This window comes from Streptomyces africanus (genome assembly GCF_002150735.1).
GTDB classification, from domain to species: Bacteria; Actinomycetota; Actinomycetes; order Streptomycetales; family Streptomycetaceae; genus Streptomyces; species Streptomyces africanus.
The window spans coordinates 1-17,539 of record NZ_MUKA01000097.1; the positions used below are offsets into that span (position 1 = coordinate 1).

The following is a 17,539-nucleotide window of genomic DNA, read 5'->3' on the forward strand; positions in this document are numbered from 1 at the left end:
CGCGGCCGAGGGCGCGATCATCGGCACGGGCCACGGCCGCGTCCACGCCTACCAGGCCGACGAGCGCCGACCGGCGGGCGGCACCGGCCCGCTGTTCACCTACACGGTCGCCGCCCTGGCCGCCGACACCGGCAAGGTCGAAGACACCCGCCCCGGCCGCGACGGACAGCGGCCGGACCGACAACACCTCCGGCGCCCCCTCACCCTGGTCGGCGACGCCCTGTACGTCCCGTACGGCGAGCGCTCGGTCTACACGGTCGACGTACGGAACCTGTGAGCCCGCGCGCCGACCCCACGAACACCGAAGGCCCGGACAGAGGAGAACCTCTCGTCCGGGCCTTCGGCCTGAAGAGCGGGCGACGGGAATCGAACCCGCGTAGCTAGTTTGGAAGATCGCGTATGCGTGTCAGACCTGACCTGGCGAGTCGCTGACGTGCGGGTTCTCGGTTCGTTCCCCGGTGTTCCCCGCTGCTCTCCGCCGGCCGCCACCTGATCGGGCACGCGAGAGACACGGACCGCACTCCCTGCTCTCCGCGGTGCTCTACGACTCGCCCCGCTGGGGAACGCACATCATGCGGTGGGCCGGCACGACGGGTTCGCTCGGTAGCGGATCGATTCCACGGACCCGTACGGCCACGATATCCGCGGGGATGGGGGAGAGGTCCGGAAGTCTGGTCAAACGCCACCGGAAGGCCTCTGGGACGTCTTTGGCGGGCAACTCCACCATGGCGAGGCTGACCCATCGGTCGTAGTTCGTGGGGTATATGCGAATCAATGCGCCGCATTCGGGGCAAACCGGCGGCTCGATCCATGTCACGTCATCAGGGCCGGGGTCCGGTCTGGGTGCGGCTGTGGCTCCGTCGGCTTCCGCCATCTCGTTGGCGAGGGTGTTCCAGCACCTCTCGCACAGTCGCGCCATGAGGTCGAACCGTCCGCGCTTACGCACGGTGGGGCTGACCTCCTCGCAGTGATGGCATACGAACTGGTCACGATCCTGAATCGCCCCCATGCGTCTGAGTGTGAGCGAATCTGACCGGATCCCAGTAGGTCGCGATTTGGCCTTGTTTGGCTGTCAAGTGCCCGTGAGGTCGGTGGAGCCCCGCCCGGCCTAAATGCCCATGCTCACACCGGGGCGGACGCTTACGGTGTCTTGGTGAAGAACGACCGACGCCTCCGCCGCCTCGTCGTGGACGACACCACTTGGTACTGGACGGTCCGGCAGCGGGTGAAGCCCGCCTACGAGGACTGTCGCCTGACGCTGTCCCTCTACCTCGAGGGCAAGCGGCCCCAACTGGCCCTGATCTTTCGCCCGGAGTCAGACCGGATCATCTCGAACTGCTATTTCATGTCCGGAACCGTGGTGCGCCTCCCGGACCACAGCCATCTCAATCTGTACGAGCCTGGAACGGTCCGCCGCCTTCTGGACGCGGCTGCGCCGACCCTGGGCCTCTCTGCGTCCGAGCAGGTGATCGAAGTAGACGGATGGCAGTACTTCGATGCCGTCGTGGAGGCGGTCACAGCGGCTTAGCTGGCACGGGCCCGAGATGCAAGCCAGTGCGGCGCCGTCCCCGGTTAGGCCGGCGCCCGCGCTGGATACAGACTTTGGGGTTTGGCCTCATCCTTATCAGGTCGATCACTGCGGATTCTCGACCCTGGAGGTCGGCTGCTGAGCGGCGCAGCTGCGGTCGCTGGGGTCCGCTCTGATACGCCTTCGTTCGCCGCTGTTGGTGTCAGCCTCTGGTGTCAAACATCAGCGGCCACTTGACTGCCATGGGACAGGGAACAAGGCCTCCCGAAGCCCGCTCACCATGTCCACACCTTGCGCAGGGGTAGCTCACGTCAGCGGAGCAGATCGCACCAACTCGCACGGCACCGAGATAGATGACAGCATGACTAGCAGGGGGATATCCCTCTTACGTCATGGGTGGAACGCATGGACTGCTTGGACTGTACGCGCGCATATGAGGCTGGGACCACCACCATCTCCCCGCCTACCGCAGTGGCCGCCTGCGCCCGGTGCGGGGCGGGGGTCTGCGGCAGACATGCACACGCTACCGCTGACCCGCTTCCACTGGCTTCCGGCTCAGGTACAGCGTCTCCCCCCGCACGACGCATCACCTGCGACGTTTGCCACCCAGCTGAGAGCGCTGCCGCCGCGGCTTAGAGGTCCTTGACAAGGCCGTTGGATGTGTCGCTGGGTGTCCTCTGCCCACCACTCACCCCAGCTCCCATCGTCTGCCGTCGACCCACACACCGTGGAGCGGGCGTGGTCCCTGGCGTCCAGGTGGAGCGCGCCCTGTACGAACGACCTGGACGCCAGGGGCCGCGTCTGCTCGGCTCTGCCTGGGTCGATGGCAGGCGGGATGGGAGCTCCCCGCGCACGCCACTACTCCGGCCGGCACTCGCAGACGGCGCCCCCGCCGGAGGCATGCTTTGAGCGTTGCCGCGCTCTGCGGTCTCGACTCACGACCCGGCCCGTCCCACATGTGGGCGCGCGTCGGCGCAGCCCGGGCGGAGCGGGCCGAAGGCAGGAGCGGCGCCCGGAGCGGAGCCGGGAAGCGCGCCCGGCGGAGCGGAGCGCAGCCGGGGCTTGATCGGCTGTGGAGCAAGGCGTGCAGTGATGCCGGGATCAAGGGCCTGCATTTCCATGATCTTCGGCACACGGGTAACACCCTGGCAGCGTCCACGGGGGCGAGCACGCGTGAGCTGATGGCGCGTATGGGCCACAGCACGGCCCGTGCCGCGCTGATCTATCAGCACGCGAGCGCCGAACGTGACCGGCTGATCGCCGACGCCCTGAGCGCTCTCGTCGACAAGGGCCGGAAGACCAACAAGAAGCAAGATCCAAAGCGGAAGGGGCACGCGGGGGGCACGGCGGACTGAACGCAACCCCGGGAAATGATCAGGGCCAGGCGGAGGAATGATCCTCCGACCTGGCCCTGAGCCGTAGAGAGCGGGCGACGGGAATCGAACCCGCGTAGCTAGTTTGGAAGACTAGGGCTCTACCATTGAGCTACGCCCGCACAGCGTGCGCCGCAGGTCGGGCGACCGCGGCACTGAAGGCATCGTAGCGGGTCGGGCCCGTCCGTCGCACACCGCATTCGCGCCGTGGCCGACGCGGCACCGGCCCCGTGGAAATGCGGCGGCCGCACCGCCTGGCGGCATGTACCCTACGTGTCGCACCAGACGGGGTGTGGCGCAGCTTGGTAGCGCGTCCGCTTTGGGAGCGGAAGGCCGTGGGTTCAAATCCCGCCACCCCGACCAGCCACCCGATCACCCTCGCGTGATCGTCTCCTGATCACTCGCGTGATCGCCTTTTGGGCGGTGTAGTCGCTGCCGTTACTATGCAAGCTGCACGCCCGTGTGTCTCATCGTCTGAAGTCCTCCGGGCGGCGAAATCCGCCGGGCCGCTCTGGCACCGGCAGAACCCAAGAAGTCAGCCACAAGGAGACCGAACCGTGAAGAGCGCCGTGGAGACCCTGAACCCGACTCGGGTTCGGCTCACTGTCGAGGTGCCCTTCGAGGAGCTCAAGGACAGCCTCGACGCGGCGTACAAGAAGATCAACCAGCAGGTCACGGTGAAGGGCTTCCGCAAGGGCAAGGTCCCGGCCCGGGTCATCGACCAGCGGTTCGGCCGCGGTGCGGTGCTGGAGGAGGCCGTCAACGACGCGCTGCCGAAGTTCTACACCGACGCCGTCAACGAGGCCGAGCTGAGCCCCCTGGGCCAGCCCGAGGTCGACATCACGGAGCTGAAGGACGGCGAGACGCTGAACTTCACCGCCGAGGTCGACATCCGCCCCGCGATCGAGATCCCGGACTACTCCGGCATCGAGGTCGAGGTCGACGCCGTCGAGGTCACCGAGGAGGACGTCGACAAGGCGGTCGAGGAGCTCCGTGAGCGCTTCGCCACCACCGCCCCGGTCGAGCGCGCCGCCGAGGACGGCGACGTCGTGACGATCGACCTGGAGGCCAAGGTCGAGGGCGAGGTCCTCGAGGACGGCGTCGCGGACGGCGTCTCCTACACCATCGGCTCCGGCGAGCTGCTGGACGGCATCGACGACGCCGTGAAGGGCCTGGAGGCCGGTGGCGAGGCCACCTTCACCTCCGAGCTCAAGGGCGGCTCCGCCGCCGGCAAGGAGGCCGAGGTCACCGTCAAGGTCACCCAGGTCGCCAAGCGCGAACTGCCCGAGCTGGACGACGAGTTCGCGCAGCTCGCCTCCGAGTTCGACACCATCGAGGAGCTGCGCGCCGACAGCCGCAAGCGCCTGGAGAACATGAAGCAGTACGACCAGGCCACGCAGGCGCAGGAGCGCGTCCTGGAGAAGCTGCTCGAGCTGGTCGAGGTCCCCGTCCCGGAGAAGCTGCTCGAGGACGAGGTCAACACCCGCAAGCACAACCTCGAGCACCACCAGCTCGGCCAGATGGGTCTGGACCTCGCGAAGTACCTGGAGATCCAGGGCAAGAGCGAGGAGGAGTTCGAGACCGAGACCCGCGAGGCCGCGGTCAAGGGCATCAAGACCCAGTTCGTCCTTGACGAGCTCGTCAAGCAGGAGAAGCTCAACGTCAACCAGGAGGAGCTCACCGAGCACCTCATGCGGCGTGCGGCCTCCTCGGGCATGTCCCCCGACCAGTTCGCCCAGGCCGTCGTCGAGGGCGGCCAGGTTCCGCTCCTGGTCGGCGAGGTCGCCCGCGGCAAGGCCCTGGCCGTCGTGGTCGAGAAGGCCACGGTCAAGGACACCAACGGCGAGATCGTCGACCTCGACGACGAAGAGGACGAGGAGACCACCGAGGCCTCCGCCGACGCCTCCGCCGAGGAGACCCCGGCCGAGACCGCCGAGGAGAAGGCCGAGGAGAAGACCGAGGGCTGAGCCCCCGGGCACTTCGTGACGCCGTGAGGACGGGCCCCGAGACACTCAGTGCTTCTCGGGGCCCGTCGCGTTACCGGCCCCCGAGTCGCTACGCCCCCGGCGAACACTCCCATCTCCGGGATTCCCCGAAGGGACCCGCGCGTTAGGGTCCATGAATACCAGGGCAGTGGAGTCTCCGAACGGCTCCCGCCCCGCAGGGAACACGTGAGACGGCCCGGCGCCGTCGTAAGACGAGCAGGTGGATACGTGACGAATCTGATGCCTTCAGCCGCCGGCGAGCCCTCTATCGGCGGAGGCCTCGGCGACCATGTCTACAACCGGCTGCTCAACGAGCGGATCATCTTCCTCGGCCAGCCGGTCGACGACGACATCGCGAACAAGATCACCGCACAGCTGCTGCTCCTTGCCGCCGACCCGGACAAGGACATCTACATGTACATCAACAGCCCGGGCGGTTCGATCACGGCCGGGATGGCGATCTACGACACCATGCAGTACATCAAGAACGACGTGGTGACCATCGCCATGGGCCTCGCGGCCTCGATGGGCCAGTTCCTGCTCAGCGCGGGCACCCCCGGCAAGCGCTTCGCCCTGCCGAACGCCGAGATCCTGATCCACCAGCCCTCCGCGGGCCTGGCGGGCTCGGCCTCGGACATCAAGATCCACGCCGAGCGGCTGCTGCACACCAAGAAGCGCATGGCCGAGCTCACGTCCCAGCACACAGGCCAGACGGTCGAGCAGATCACCCGGGACTCGGACCGCGACCGCTGGTTCGACGCCTTCGAGGCCAAGGACTACGGCCTCATCGACGACGTGATCCCCACGGCCGCCGGTATGCCGGGCGGCGGCGGCACCGGGGCCTGAGAGGTCCCCACGGGGCCTGTGGCGCCCCGTGAGGCCCACGGAGCCCTCCCGGGCCCCCGCGACCCCAGACAGCCCCAGCCGACCGCCTCAGCCCTTTTCAGGAGACACCGTGAACCAGTTCCCCGGCAGCGGGATCTACGACCGTATGCACGCCGTGCAGGACATGCGCGCCGCTCAGGGCGAGTACACCGGCCCGCAGGCCGAGTCCCGCTACATCATCCCGCGCTTCGTCGAGCGCACCTCCCAGGGCATCCGCGAGTACGACCCGTACGCGAAGCTCTTCGAGGAGCGCGTGATCTTCCTCGGCGTCCAGATCGACGACGCCTCCGCCAACGACGTCATGGCGCAGCTGCTGTGCCTGGAGTCGATGGACCCCGACCGCGACATCTCGGTCTACATCAACAGCCCCGGCGGCTCCTTCACGGCGCTCACGGCGATCTACGACACGATGCAGTACGTGAAGCCGGACATCCAGACGGTCTGCATGGGCCAGGCGGCCTCCGCCGCCGCTGTCCTGCTCGCCGCCGGTACGCCGGGCAAGCGCATGGCCCTGCCGAACGCGCGCGTGCTGATCCACCAGCCGTACAGCGAGACGGGCCGGGGCCAGGTCTCCGACCTGGAGATCGCCGCCAACGAGATCCTCCGGATGCGTACGCAGCTGGAGGAGATGCTGGCCAAGCACTCGACCCAGACGATCGAGAAGATCCGCGAGGACATCGAGCGCGACAAGATCCTCACGGCCGAGGACGCGCTGAGCTACGGCCTGATCGATCAGGTCATCTCCACCCGGAAGATGGACAACTCGAGCCTGCGCTGAGGCGAGAGGCTGTATCGTCTGCCGCCCCTTGGCACGGTTTGGGACGGTCCACGTCAAAGTGAACCGCGCCAAGGGGGGCCCGAACGAGGGGCCCGGCAAGGTACCGTCGGACATAAGGCAGCACCAGGAGTCCGCTTGGACGTCGGCGTCCAGGAGTCTCCCAGGCGAAGGGGAAGCACACCGTGGCACGCATCGGTGACGGCGGCGATCTGCTCAAGTGCTCGTTCTGCGGCAAGAGCCAGAAGCAGGTCAAGAAGCTCATCGCAGGGCCCGGTGTGTACATCTGCGACGAGTGCATCGACCTCTGCAACGAGATCATCGAAGAGGAGCTGGCGGAGACCAGCGAGGTCCGCTGGGAGGAGCTCCCCAAGCCCCGCGAGATCTACGAGTTCCTCGAGGGGTACGTGGTCGGCCAGGAGGCCGCCAAGAAGGCCCTCTCCGTCGCGGTCTACAACCACTACAAGCGGGTCCAGGCCGGCGAGAACGGCGGGGGGAACGGCCGCGACGACGCCATCGAGCTGGCGAAGTCCAACATCCTCCTCCTCGGCCCCACGGGCTCCGGCAAGACCCTCCTCGCGCAGACCCTCGCGCGGATGCTGAACGTCCCCTTCGCGATCGCCGACGCCACGGCCCTCACGGAGGCCGGCTACGTCGGCGAGGACGTCGAGAACATCCTGCTCAAGCTGATCCAGGCCGCGGACTACGACGTCAAGAAGGCCGAGACCGGGATCATCTACATCGACGAGATCGACAAGGTCGCGAGGAAGAGCGAGAACCCCTCGATCACGCGCGACGTGAGCGGGGAGGGGGTACAGCAGGCCCTCCTCAAGATCCTCGAGGGCACCACGGCCTCCGTCCCGCCGCAGGGCGGCCGTAAACACCCCCACCAGGAGTTCATCCAGATCGACACGACGAACGTGCTGTTCATCGTGGGTGGTGCCTTCGCCGGCCTGGAGAAGATCATCGAGTCCCGCGCCGGCGCCAAGGGCATCGGCTTCGGCGCGCAGATCCGCTCCAAGCGCGAGATGGAGTCCAAGGACCAGTTCCAGGAGGTCATGCCGGAGGACCTGGTCAAGTTCGGCATGATCCCCGAGTTCATCGGCCGCCTGCCGGTGATCACCTCGGTCCACAACCTCGACCGCGAGGCCCTGCTCCAGATCCTCGTCGAGCCGCGCAACGCGCTCGTCAAGCAGTACCAGCGCCTCTTCGAACTCGACGGCGTGGAGCTGGACTTCGAGCGCGAGGCCCTCGAAGCCATCGCGGACCAGGCCATCCTCCGCCAGACCGGCGCGCGAGGCCTGCGCGCGATCATGGAGGAAGTCCTCCAGGGCGTGATGTACGAGGTGCCGTCCCGCAAGGACGTGGCCCGGGTCGTCATCACGGCGGACGTCGTCCAGTCGAACGTGAACCCGACGCTGATCCCGCGGGATGCGCGCGGGCGGGGGCCGGGGGAGCAGAAGACGGCCTAGTCACCCACCGCATGCGAAAGGCGCCCGGCACTTCTGCCGGGCGCCTTCGTCGTTGCCGCGTCAGGCCTTGACGCGGACTTCCGTGCGGGCCTTGGTCGTGAGGTCGATCGCCACGTCCTTGGTGACGCCCTGCGCCGCGTCACCCGGCGACACGATCGCGATCGTGCTGTAGTCGGCCCACGCGCAGAACCAGTTGGTCTTCTCCGTCTTTTTCAGCCGGTCCTGCCCCTTGACCGACTGGCACTTCATGACCGCGCCGTCGAGGTCGGCCGCCTCGGGCTCGCCGATCAGCTCGGGCTTGCCGGACCCGGTGGCGGACTCCTTCTCGGCCGACTTCTTGAAGTTGGCGAAGAACAGGTCCAGCGTCGCCTCCGGGTCGGAGATCTCACCGTAGGCACCGGCCACGGACAGGGTCTTGGCCGTCGCCAGCTTCGCCGCGGACGCCGGGTCGTCGGGGTCGTAGTCGCTCGCGTCGATCGTGCTGTAGAGGCCCGTCACGGTCTTGGCGTTCTTGACGCCGCTCTGCTCCAGCTCCGCCGTCGAGTCGTCGCCGGCGGTCAGCCCGTCCTTCGTGGTGCGCTTGTAGTCGGTGAGCACGGTCGCCGGCGTCGTGAGCTTGTGCGGCCCGTCGTCCTCCAGGCCGCCACCGCCCCCGCCGATCACGAAGTACGCGCCCACGCCGATGGCCGCCACGACCGCCACCGCGCCGATGATGAGGCCGGTCTTCTTCTTGCCGCCCTCCGGCGCGGGCGGCTGGGGGGCGCCGTACGGGGCCTGGCCGTAGGGCGGCTGCTGGCCGTACGGGGGCTGCTGGCCGTAGGGGTTCGGCTGCGGCGGGACGCCCTGCGGGGGCTGCTGCGGGTAGCCGTAACCGGGCTGGGGCGGAGGGGCCTGCTGGGGGTAGCCGTAGCCGGGCTGGGGCGCCTGCGGCTGCTGGCCGTACGGACCGGGCTGGCCGTACGGTCCGGGCTGCTGGGGCTGCCCGCCGTACGGGCCCGGCTGGTTGTAGCTCATGTTCTGGGTTCCCCTCCAGATGCTTATGGGTTCGAGACATCCTGGCGCAGACCCGTCGTGTGCATGGCATCGGGGCCCCCACCGTTACACAGCAAACGCGTTTCGGGACGGGGTGGTGACACCCCTAAACTGACCCCCGTGACCGAGAACGCTCAGCAGCAGCCACCAGCGCCCAGCACCGACCTGCCGACCCAGTACGCGCCGGCCGACGTAGAGGGGCCGCTGTACGAGCGCTGGGTAGAGCGGGGTTACTTCGAGGCGGACGAGAAGAGCGACAAGCCGCCGTACACGATCGTCATCCCGCCGCCGAACGTCACGGGCAGCCTGCACCTCGGGCACGCCTTCGAGCACACGCTCATCGACGCCCTGACCCGCCGTAAGCGGATGCAGGGCTTCGAGACGCTGTGGCAGCCCGGCATGGACCACGCCGGTATCGCCACGCAGAACGTCGTCGAGCGCGAGCTCGCGAAGGAGAACAAGTCCCGGCACGACCTCGGCCGTGAGGCCTTCGTGGAGCGGGTCTGGCAGTGGAAGGCCGAGTCCGGCGGGCAGATCAGCGGGCAGATGCGACGCCTGGGAGACGGTGTCGCCTGGTCGCGTGAGCGGTTCACCATGGACGAGGGCCTGTCCCAGGCCGTCCAGACCATCTTCAAGCGGCTCTACGACGACGAGCTGATCTACCGCGCCGAGCGCATCATCAACTGGTGCCCCCGGTGCCTGACCGCCATCTCGGACATCGAGGTGGAGTACCAGGACGACGACGGCGAGCTCGTCTCCATGAAGTACGGCGACGGGGACGACACCATCGTCGTCGCCACCACCCGCGCCGAGACCATGCTCGGTGACACGGCCGTCGCCGTTCACCCCGAGGACGAGCGCTACAAGCACCTGGTCGGCAAGCTGGTCAAGCTGCCGCTGACCGACCGCTCCATCCCGGTCGTCGCCGACGAGCATGTCGACCCCGAGTTCGGTACGGGTGCCGTCAAGGTCACCCCGGCGCACGACCCGAACGACTTCGAGATCGGCCAGCGCCACGACCTCCCGGCCCTGACGATCATGGACGAGCACGCGGTCATCACCGCCCACGGCCCCTTCCAGGGCCAGGACCGCCTGGAGGCCCGCTCCGCGATCGTCGCCGCGCTGCGCGCCGAGGGCCGGATCGTCGCCGAGAAGCGGCCGTACGTCCACTCCGTCGGCCACTGCTCGCGCTGCAAGACGACGATCGAGCCGCGCCTGTCCATGCAGTGGTGGGTCAAGGTCGGCCCGCTGGCGAAGGCGGCCGGTGACGCCGTCCGCGACGGGCGCGTCAAGATCCACCCGCAGGAGATGGAGAAGCGGTACTTCGACTGGGTCGACAACCTCCACGACTGGTGCATCTCGCGGCAGTTGTGGTGGGGCCACCGCATCCCCGTCTGGTACGGCCCGAACGGCGAGGTCGTCTGCGTCGGCCCCGACGAGGAGCCGCCGAGCGGCGAGGGCTGGCGTCAGGACACCGACGTCCTGGACACCTGGTTCTCCTCCGGCCTCTGGCCGTTCTCCACGCTGGGCTGGCCCGAACAGACCGAGTCGCTCGCGAAGTTCTACCCGAACTCGGTCCTGGTCACCGGCTACGACATCCTCTTCTTCTGGGTCGCCCGGATGATGATGTTCGGCCTGTACGCGATGGACGGCACCCCGCCGTTCCACACCATCGCCCTGCACGGCATGGTCCGCGACCAGTTCGGCAAGAAGATGTCGAAGTCCTTCGGCAACGCGGTCAACCCGCTGGACTGGATGGACAAGTACGGCAGCGACGCCCTGCGCTTCACCCTCGCCCGCGGCGCCAACCCGGGCGTCGACGTCCCGATCGGCGAGGACTGGGTCCAGGGCTCGCGCAACTTCGCCAACAAGATCTGGAACGCGACGCGCTTCGCGATGATGAACGGCGCGACGGTGGACGGCCCGCTGCCGGACCCGTCGAGGATGTCCGCGACGGACCGCTGGATCCTCTCCCGCCTGAACACGGTCGTCGCGGAAGTCGACGCGTACTACGACGACTACCAGTTCGCGAAGCTGTCCGACGCCCTGTTCCACTTCGCGTGGGACGAGGTCTTCGACTGGTACGTCGAGCTGTCCAAGACGACGTTCCAGGCGGGCGGCGAGGCGGCCGAGGTCAGCAAGCGCGTCCTCGGTGAGGTCCTCGACGTCACGCTGAAGCTGCTGCACCCGGTGGTCCCCTTCGTCACCGAGACCCTGTGGACCACCCTCACCGGCGGCGAGTCGGTCGTCATCGCCGACTGGCCGAACGACAGTGGCTTCCGGGACGCCGCCGCCGAGCGCGAGATCGAGAGCCTCCAGTCGGTCATCACCGAGGTCCGCCGCTTCCGCGCCGACCAGGGCCTCCAGCCCGGCCAGCGGGTCCCGGCCCGGCTGACCCTGGACGGCACGCCGTTCGCGACGCACGAGGCCGCCATCCGTCAGCTGCTCCGGCTCCAGCCGGAGGGCGACGCCTTCACGGCCACGGCGACCCTGCCGGTCGCGGGCGCGGAGGTCGCCCTCGACCTCTCCGGCACGATCGACGTGGCGGCGGAGCGCAAGCGTCTCGCGAAGGACCTCGCGGCGGCGGAGAAGGAGAAGGCGCAGGCGAACGCCAAGCTCGGCAACGAGGCGTTCCTGGCGAAGGCCCCCGACCACGTCGTGGACAAGATCCGCACCCGCCTCGCCAAGGCGGAGGAGGACATCACCCGGATCCAGGCACAGCTGGAGAGGCTGCCGCAGACGTAAGGGTTCGTACGGTGCGTGAGGCCCCCGGAGCCGTCAGGCCCGGGGGCCTCAGACGTGGCTCAGGGGCACGTACCCAGGGGCGCGGGGAACTGCGCGACAAGCCACGACGAACCCGCACAAACGCCACGACACAAACCACCCACGAGCAATGTCACCCCCGCTCCGTAGACTGGCCCCGTGAGCGAGCTCCCCCCAGACCACAGCGCCGACGACCAGCCCGACCCCCTCAACACCTTCGACGAGATCATCGCGGAGGAGACCACCCGCGACCCCGACCTCGCGGTCATCGAGGCCGGCAGCCGAACCCTGCGCACCCAGGGCGGCCCGCCCGACGCCGACATCCCGACCCGGCCCGCCGACCCCGAGGTCGACAAGGCCCTGCGCGAGGTCGAGGCGGAGCTCGCCACGCGCTGGGGCGAGACCAAGCTGGAGCCCTCCGTCAGCCGGATCGCCGCGCTGATGGACGTGCTGGGGGAGCCGCAGCGGTCGTACCCGTCGATCCACATCACGGGGACCAACGGCAAGACCTCCACGGCCCGCATGATCGAGGCCCTGCTCGGCGCCTTCGAGCTGCGGACCGGCCGCTACACCTCGCCCCACGTGCAGTCGATCACCGAGCGCATCAGCCTGGACGGCGCCCCCATCTCCGCCGAGCGGTTCATCGAGACGTACCAGGACATCAAGCCGTACGTGGAGATGGTCGACGCGTCGCAGGAGTACCGGCTGTCGTTCTTCGAGGTGCTCACGGCCATGGCGTACGCGGCGTTCGCCGACGCGCCCGCCGACGTCGCCGTCGTCGAGGTCGGCATGGGCGGCTCCTGGGACGCCACGAACGTGATCGACGCCGACGTCGCCGTCGTCACGCCCATAGACCTCGACCACACCGACCGGCTCGGCACCACGCACGCGGAGATCGCCACCGAGAAGGCCGGCATCATCAAGCAGGGTGCGACGGTCATCATGGCGCAGCAGCCGGTCGACGCCGCTCAGGTGCTGCTGAAGAGGGCCGTCGAGGTGGACGCGACGGTGGCCCGGGAGGGCCTGGAGTTCGGTGTCGTGGAGCGGCAGGTGGCCGTCGGCGGTCAGCTGCTGACGCTGCGCGGCCTGGGCGGCGAGTACCCGGAGGTGTACCTGCCGCTGCACGGCGCGCACCAGGCGCACAACGCGGCCGTGGCGCTCGCCGCCGTGGAGGCGTTCTTCGGCGTCGGCGCGCAGCGGGCCGAGCCGCTCGACTTCGACACGGTCCGCAAGGCGTTCGCGGCCGTGGCCTCGCCGGGCCGGCTGGAGGTCGTGCGGCGTTCTCCGACGGTCGTGCTGGACGCGGCCCACAACCCGGCGGGTGCCCGGGCGGCGGCCGAGGCGATCGGGGAGGCCTTCCAGTTCAGCCGGCTCATCGGGGTCGTCGGCGCGAGCGGCGACAAGAACGTGCGGGGGCTGCTGGAGGCCTTCGAGCCGGTGTTCGCCGAGATCGTGGTCACGCAGAACTCCAGTCACCGCGCGATGGACGCCGACGAGCTGGCCGGCATCGCCGTCGAGGTGTTCGGCGAGGAGCGCGTCCAGGTCGAGCCGCGGCTGCCCGACGCGCTGGAGGCCGCGATCACGCTGGCCGAGGAGGAGGGCGAGTTCGCGGGCGGCGGTGTGCTCGTCACCGGTTCCGTCATCACCGTCGGCGAGGCCCGACTGCTCTTGGGGAAGGGCTGAGATCCGTGCGTACGCTGTGTTCTTCGACCCTGATCGGCGAGTTCTTCATCATCGGCTTCGCCGGTCTGGTCGCCATGAAGGATCCCGGCCTGTCCACGACGACCGTGTGGACGGTCAGCGGTGTCGCGATGTTCCTGTGCCTGGTGCTGTGCGGCCTGGTGACGCGCCCGGGCGGGGTCGCGCTCGGCTGGGCGTTGCAGATCGCGCTCATCGCGTCGGGCTTCGCCGTGCCGATGATGTTCTTCCTGGGCGTGGTCTTCGCCGCCCTGTGGTGGGCGTCCGTGCACTACGGGCGGAAGGTGGACGAGGCGAAGGCGAGATTCGCGGACCGCTCCGGCTCCTCCACACCTGACGCTGCGTAACAGACGCCCCGACACGCCGGGTAATCTCGTCCCACCGCACTACCGTGATGCATAAGGAGCCCGTCGTGAGCCAGCGCACCCTCGTCCTCCTCAAGCCCGACGCCGTCCGTCGTGGCCTGACCGGCGAGATCATCAGCCGCATCGAGCGCAAGGCGGGCTGGACGATCACCGCGCTGGAGCTGCGCACCCTGGACCAGGACACGCTGGAGCAGCACTACGGCGAGCACAAGGGCAAGCCCTTCTACGAGCCGCTGGTGGAGTTCATGGCCTCCGGCCCGGTCGTGGCGATGATCGTCGAGGGGGAGCGGGTCATCGAGGGGCTGCGCGCGCTCGCCGGCCCGACCGACCCGATCGCCGCGGCCCCGGGCTCGATCCGCGGCGACTACGGCGTCATCGTCCGGGAGAACCTGATCCACGCCTCCGATTCGGAGGAGTCCGCCGAGCGGGAAGTGAAGATCTTCTTCCCGGGTCGCGCCTAAGACGAAACGGCGAGGGAAGTCTGGGAGCCACGGCTCCCGGACTTTTCTGGCATATACGTGCCGATCGAGGGAACGATCGCCCCCGAACGCCCGTCTCCACAAGCGAACCCGCACAGCATCTGCTGACATTGGCGGAGACCCTCCCGCAGTGTTCGCGAAGGCGCGTCTACGATGGAAGCCTTCACGTCACAGCACCCACCTTTGCCTACCTGAAAAGCCCTCAAAAGCTAGTGGGAAGGCCAGACGAATCCTGATGGGGAACTCAATGTCGTTCATCGGCCGTGACATGGCTGTCGACCTCGGGACCGCCAACACGCTGGTGTACGTCAGGGGTCGCGGGATCGTACTCAACGAGCCGTCCGTCGTCGCGATCAACACCAACACCGGTGGCATCCTCGCGGTCGGTGCCGAAGCGAAGAAGATGATCGGGCGCACGCCCGGCAACATCGTTGCCGTTCGTCCGCTGAAGGACGGTGTGATCGCCGACTTCGAGATCACCGAGCGGATGCTCCGCTACTTCATCCTGAAGATCCACAAGCGGCGCTATCTTGCTCGTCCGCGGGTCGTCGTCTGCGTGCCCTCGGGTATCACGGGCGTCGAGCGCCGTGCCGTCATCGAGGCGTCGTCCCAGGCCGGCGCCCGCCAGGTGCACATCATCGAGGAGCCCATGGCCGCGGCCATCGGCTCCGGCCTGCCGGTCCACGAGGCCACGGGCAACATGGTGGTCGACATCGGCGGCGGCACCACGGAGGTCGCGGTCATCTCCCTCGGCGGCATCGTCACCGCCCAGTCCATCCGTGTCGCGGGCGACGAACTGGACAACGCGATCATCCAGCACATCAAGAAGGAGTACTCCCTCCTGCTGGGTGAGCGAACGGCCGAACAGATCAAGATCACGATCGGTTCGGCGTACGACCTCGACTCCGACGAGCACACCGAAATCCGCGGCCGGGACCTGGTCTCCGGGCTGCCGAAGACCGTCGTCATCTCCGCGGCCGAAGTCCGCAAGGCGATCGAGGAGCCGGTCAACGCGATCGTCGACGCCGTCAAGACGACCCTCGACAAGTGCCCGCCGGAGCTGTCCGGCGACATCATGGACCGAGGAATCGTTCTGACCGGCGGCGGCGCGCTGCTGCGGGGCCTGGACGAGCGGCTGCGCCGCGAGACCGGCATGCCGATCCATATCGCCGAGGATCCGCTGGACAGCGTGGCGCTCGGTTCCGGAAAGTGCGTCGAGGAGTTCGAGGCGCTCCAGCAGGTGCTGGACGCCCAGCCGCGCAGATGACGTAACTCTTCGATTCCGCCGTACGGGACGTTCTCCTCTCGTGCGGCGGATCGTTGATATAGATGCATAAGCTCCCACAATGCAGCCCCTCGGGTTTCCCTGGGGCTTCCCGAATTCCGATGAGGAAGGGCACGGCCGCCGCACGTGAGGGACACACGAGAGAGCCGGCTGCTCCTGGTGCTGCTGATCGCCATCGCGTTCGCGTTGATCACGGTGGACATTCGCGGTGGGGAGGATTCCCCGGTCGACGGTGCCCGGCAGGGAGCGGCGACGGTATTCGGCCCGATCGAGAGCGGTGTGTCGGCCGCGGTCGACCCGGTCGGCAACGCGGTCTCCGCCATCCGGGAATCCGGCGAGCGGCACGACCGGCTCGCCGTACTGGAGGAGGAGAACGCGGCCCTGAAGGCGCGGCTCGGCAGCGACGACCGCAGCCGCAGCCGCCTCAAGCAGCTCGACAAGATGCTGAAGATCGCCGGCCAGGGGCAGTACGGCATCAAGGGCGCCGAGGTCATCGCCATCGGAGCCGCTCAGGGCTTCTCCTGGACCATCACCATCGACGTCGGCGCCAATGACGGCGTCAAACGCGACATGACCGTCCTGAACGGGGACGGGCTCGTCGGCCGGGTCACCACTGTCGGACCCAACACCGCCACGGTCCTGCTCGCCAGCGACCCCGACTTCACCGTCGGCACCCGGATGGAGGCCAGCGACGAGCTCGGCTTCGCCTCCGGGCAGGGCGACCGCCCGCTGCGCGTGGAACTCCTCAACGGCAAGGCGGAGGTGAAGAAGGGCGACCGCCTGGTCACCTTCGGCTCGCAGGCCGACCGGCCGTTCGTGCCCGGCGTGCCCGTCGGTGTGGTCTCCCGCGTCGACCCGTCCGGCGGCGGCCTCACCCGCACGCTCTACGTCACGCCGTACGCCGCCTTCACCAAGCTCGACATCGTCGGCGTCGTCGTCGAGGCCCCGAAGAAGGACCCGCGCGACACAGTGCTTCCGCCCAAGCCCAAGCCGACTCCCAGGCCGACGGTGACGGTGACCGTGACGCCGTCCGCCGAGGCACCCGCAGACGGCCAGAACCAGCAAGAGCAGTAGGAGCTGTCACCTCATGCGCGTCAACCGGATCCTGCTCTCCTCCGCCCTGGTCGTCGTCGCCCTGGTGATCCAGGTGAGCGTCCTCGCCCGCCTCCACCTGCCGGGCGCCGTGCCTGACCTGATGCTCCTCACCGTCCTCGGCCTCGCCCTCGTGTACGGCCATGTGGGCGGCGCCCTCGTCGGTTTCGGCGCGGGCCTGCTCGCCGATCTGGCCCCGCCCGCCGACCACGCCGCCGGGCGCTACGCGCTCGTGCTGTGCGTCATCGGCTACCTCGCGGGCCTGGTGAAACCGGAGACGGGCCAGCTGAAGTCCGCGACCGGCCCCATGGTCGTGGTGGTCGGCGCCGCCCTCGGCTCGACCCTGCTGTACGCCGGGGTCGGTGCCCTCGTCGGGGACACCGCCGCCCGCCATGTGGGCCTGGGCAGTCTGCTGTTCACGGCCGCCCTGTACGACCTGCTGCTCGCCCCGTTCGTGGTGCCGGGGGTGATGGCGCTGGCCAGGCGCGCCGAGAACGATCCGCTCGCCGAGACCGGCTCCGGCGCCAAGGCCACCGACATCTCCTCCGGCTGGCTCTCCGGCGGCACCGGCCTGAAGATCGGCAGCCAGCGGAACGGGCTGCGCGTGAAGGCGGCCCGGGCGCGGATGGCGCGGGCCGGGCGGATCAAGGGGGTCAAGCGGCTGTGAACGCAGGGAAGTTCACCCGAACGGACTCCTCCGGAAGGAACGCCGGCTCGTGGGCCCGTCGTTCCTCACTCGTATCCGCACGCACGTGCCCGGACAGACGCCCGCACCCTGGCCCGGCTCCGCACCGGGGCCAGGCGTCG

The 17,539-nt window shown here is 68.7% G+C and carries 14 protein-coding genes, 2 tRNA genes and 2 pseudogenes; 15 read left to right on the forward strand and 3 right to left on the reverse strand.

Translation table 11 applies throughout. The features are described 5' to 3' along the window. Positions 1-277: pseudogene (locus CCL05_RS14850) on the forward strand (hypothetical protein); the annotation flags it as partial. 264 nt (positions 278-541) lie between these two features. Here the strand turns inward: CCL05_RS14850 and CCL05_RS46160 are convergent. Continuing rightward, positions 542-1,009 carry a DUF6083 domain-containing protein gene (locus CCL05_RS46160; RefSeq protein WP_341868257.1) on the reverse strand — a complete coding sequence of 156 codons (468 nt, stop codon included), beginning with the start codon at positions 1,007-1,009 and terminating at the stop codon, positions 542-544. A gap of 144 nt (positions 1,010-1,153) precedes the next feature. On the opposite strand from CCL05_RS46160, the gene CCL05_RS14860 reads away from it, so the two are divergent. Continuing rightward, complete coding sequence (locus CCL05_RS14860; RefSeq protein WP_086560982.1) at positions 1,154-1,528, forward strand: hypothetical protein; 375 nt, start codon at positions 1,154-1,156, stop codon at positions 1,526-1,528. Positions 1,529-2,601: 1,073 nt separating this feature from the next. Continuing rightward, positions 2,602-2,883, forward strand: a pseudogene (locus tag CCL05_RS47480) (tyrosine-type recombinase/integrase); the annotation flags it as partial. A gap of 69 nt (positions 2,884-2,952) precedes the next feature. On the opposite strand, the gene CCL05_RS14875 reads toward CCL05_RS47480, so the two are convergent. Continuing rightward, positions 2,953-3,023 (reverse strand) — tRNA-Gly (locus CCL05_RS14875). Between the two features lie 164 nt (positions 3,024-3,187). Between CCL05_RS14875 and CCL05_RS14880 the strand changes: the two genes are divergently transcribed. From CCL05_RS14880 to clpX, 5 genes are all read left to right on the forward strand, one after another. Then, a tRNA-Pro gene (locus tag CCL05_RS14880) sits at positions 3,188-3,264 on the forward strand. A 194-nt stretch (positions 3,265-3,458) separates the two neighbouring features. Then, the gene (gene tig / locus CCL05_RS14885) at positions 3,459-4,868 is read left to right on the forward strand and encodes a trigger factor (protein ID WP_086560985.1); all 1,410 of its coding nucleotides are present in this window, start codon (positions 3,459-3,461) and stop codon (positions 4,866-4,868) included. Positions 4,869-5,126: 258 nt separating this feature from the next. Further along, on the forward strand, positions 5,127-5,732 hold the full coding sequence (locus tag CCL05_RS14890; RefSeq protein ID WP_167409566.1) for an ATP-dependent Clp protease proteolytic subunit: 606 nt from the start codon (positions 5,127-5,129) through the stop codon (positions 5,730-5,732). Between the two features lie 109 nt (positions 5,733-5,841). Then, complete coding sequence (locus CCL05_RS14895) at positions 5,842-6,549, forward strand: ATP-dependent Clp protease proteolytic subunit (protein ID WP_086560987.1); 708 nt, start codon at positions 5,842-5,844, stop codon at positions 6,547-6,549. A 182-nt stretch (positions 6,550-6,731) separates the two neighbouring features. Beyond that, complete coding sequence (gene clpX, locus CCL05_RS14900) at positions 6,732-8,018, forward strand: ATP-dependent Clp protease ATP-binding subunit ClpX (protein ID WP_020271910.1); 1,287 nt, start codon at positions 6,732-6,734, stop codon at positions 8,016-8,018. Positions 8,019-8,078: 60 nt separating this feature from the next. Here clpX and CCL05_RS14905 read toward each other — a convergent pair whose 3' ends face one another. Beyond that, positions 8,079-9,032 carry a hypothetical protein gene (locus tag CCL05_RS14905; RefSeq protein WP_086560988.1) on the reverse strand — a complete coding sequence of 318 codons (954 nt, stop codon included), beginning with the start codon at positions 9,030-9,032 and terminating at the stop codon, positions 8,079-8,081. A 138-nt stretch (positions 9,033-9,170) separates the two neighbouring features. On the opposite strand from CCL05_RS14905, the gene CCL05_RS14910 reads away from it, so the two are divergent. From CCL05_RS14910 to mreD, 7 genes are all read left to right on the forward strand, one after another. Beyond that, on the forward strand, positions 9,171-11,795 hold the full coding sequence (locus CCL05_RS14910) for a valine--tRNA ligase (protein WP_086560989.1): 2,625 nt from the start codon (positions 9,171-9,173) through the stop codon (positions 11,793-11,795). 177 nt (positions 11,796-11,972) lie between these two features. Continuing rightward, positions 11,973-13,496: a bifunctional tetrahydrofolate synthase/dihydrofolate synthase gene (gene folC, locus CCL05_RS14915; protein ID WP_086560990.1), complete on the forward strand. Its 1,524-nt coding sequence runs from the start codon at positions 11,973-11,975 to the stop codon at positions 13,494-13,496. Between the two features lie 5 nt (positions 13,497-13,501). Then, positions 13,502-13,858, forward strand: a complete 357-nt coding sequence (locus CCL05_RS14920; RefSeq protein WP_086560991.1) for a DUF4233 domain-containing protein — start codon at positions 13,502-13,504, stop codon at positions 13,856-13,858. Positions 13,859-13,923: 65 nt separating this feature from the next. Next, positions 13,924-14,337 carry a nucleoside-diphosphate kinase gene (ndk, locus tag CCL05_RS14925; RefSeq protein ID WP_020271915.1) on the forward strand — a complete coding sequence of 138 codons (414 nt, stop codon included), beginning with the start codon at positions 13,924-13,926 and terminating at the stop codon, positions 14,335-14,337. A gap of 265 nt (positions 14,338-14,602) precedes the next feature. Continuing rightward, complete coding sequence (locus tag CCL05_RS14930) at positions 14,603-15,622, forward strand: rod shape-determining protein (protein ID WP_004001297.1); 1,020 nt, start codon at positions 14,603-14,605, stop codon at positions 15,620-15,622. Positions 15,623-15,766: 144 nt separating this feature from the next. Continuing rightward, a complete protein-coding gene (gene mreC, locus CCL05_RS14935; protein WP_086560992.1) occupies positions 15,767-16,714 on the forward strand; it encodes a rod shape-determining protein MreC in 948 nt (315 codons plus the stop codon). A 13-nt stretch (positions 16,715-16,727) separates the two neighbouring features. Further along, positions 16,728-17,399 carry a rod shape-determining protein MreD gene (gene mreD, locus CCL05_RS14940; RefSeq protein ID WP_086560993.1) on the forward strand — a complete coding sequence of 224 codons (672 nt, stop codon included), beginning with the start codon at positions 16,728-16,730 and terminating at the stop codon, positions 17,397-17,399. Positions 17,400-17,539: the final 140 nt, after the last annotated feature.

Coding starts and splice junctions, on each gene's coding strand:
- CCL05_RS46160 (WP_341868257.1), bottom strand. CDS start 1,009: ATGGGGGCGATTCAGGATCGTGACCAGTTCGTATGCCATCACTGCGAG.
- CCL05_RS14890 (WP_167409566.1), top strand. CDS start 5,127: ATGCCTTCAGCCGCCGGCGAGCCCTCTATCGGCGGAGGCCTCGGCGAC.
- CCL05_RS14905 (WP_086560988.1), bottom strand. CDS start 9,032: ATGAGCTACAACCAGCCGGGCCCGTACGGCGGGCAGCCCCAGCAGCCC.
- CCL05_RS14930 (WP_004001297.1), top strand. CDS start 14,603: ATGTCGTTCATCGGCCGTGACATGGCTGTCGACCTCGGGACCGCCAAC.
- mreD (WP_086560993.1), top strand. CDS start 16,728: ATGCGCGTCAACCGGATCCTGCTCTCCTCCGCCCTGGTCGTCGTCGCC.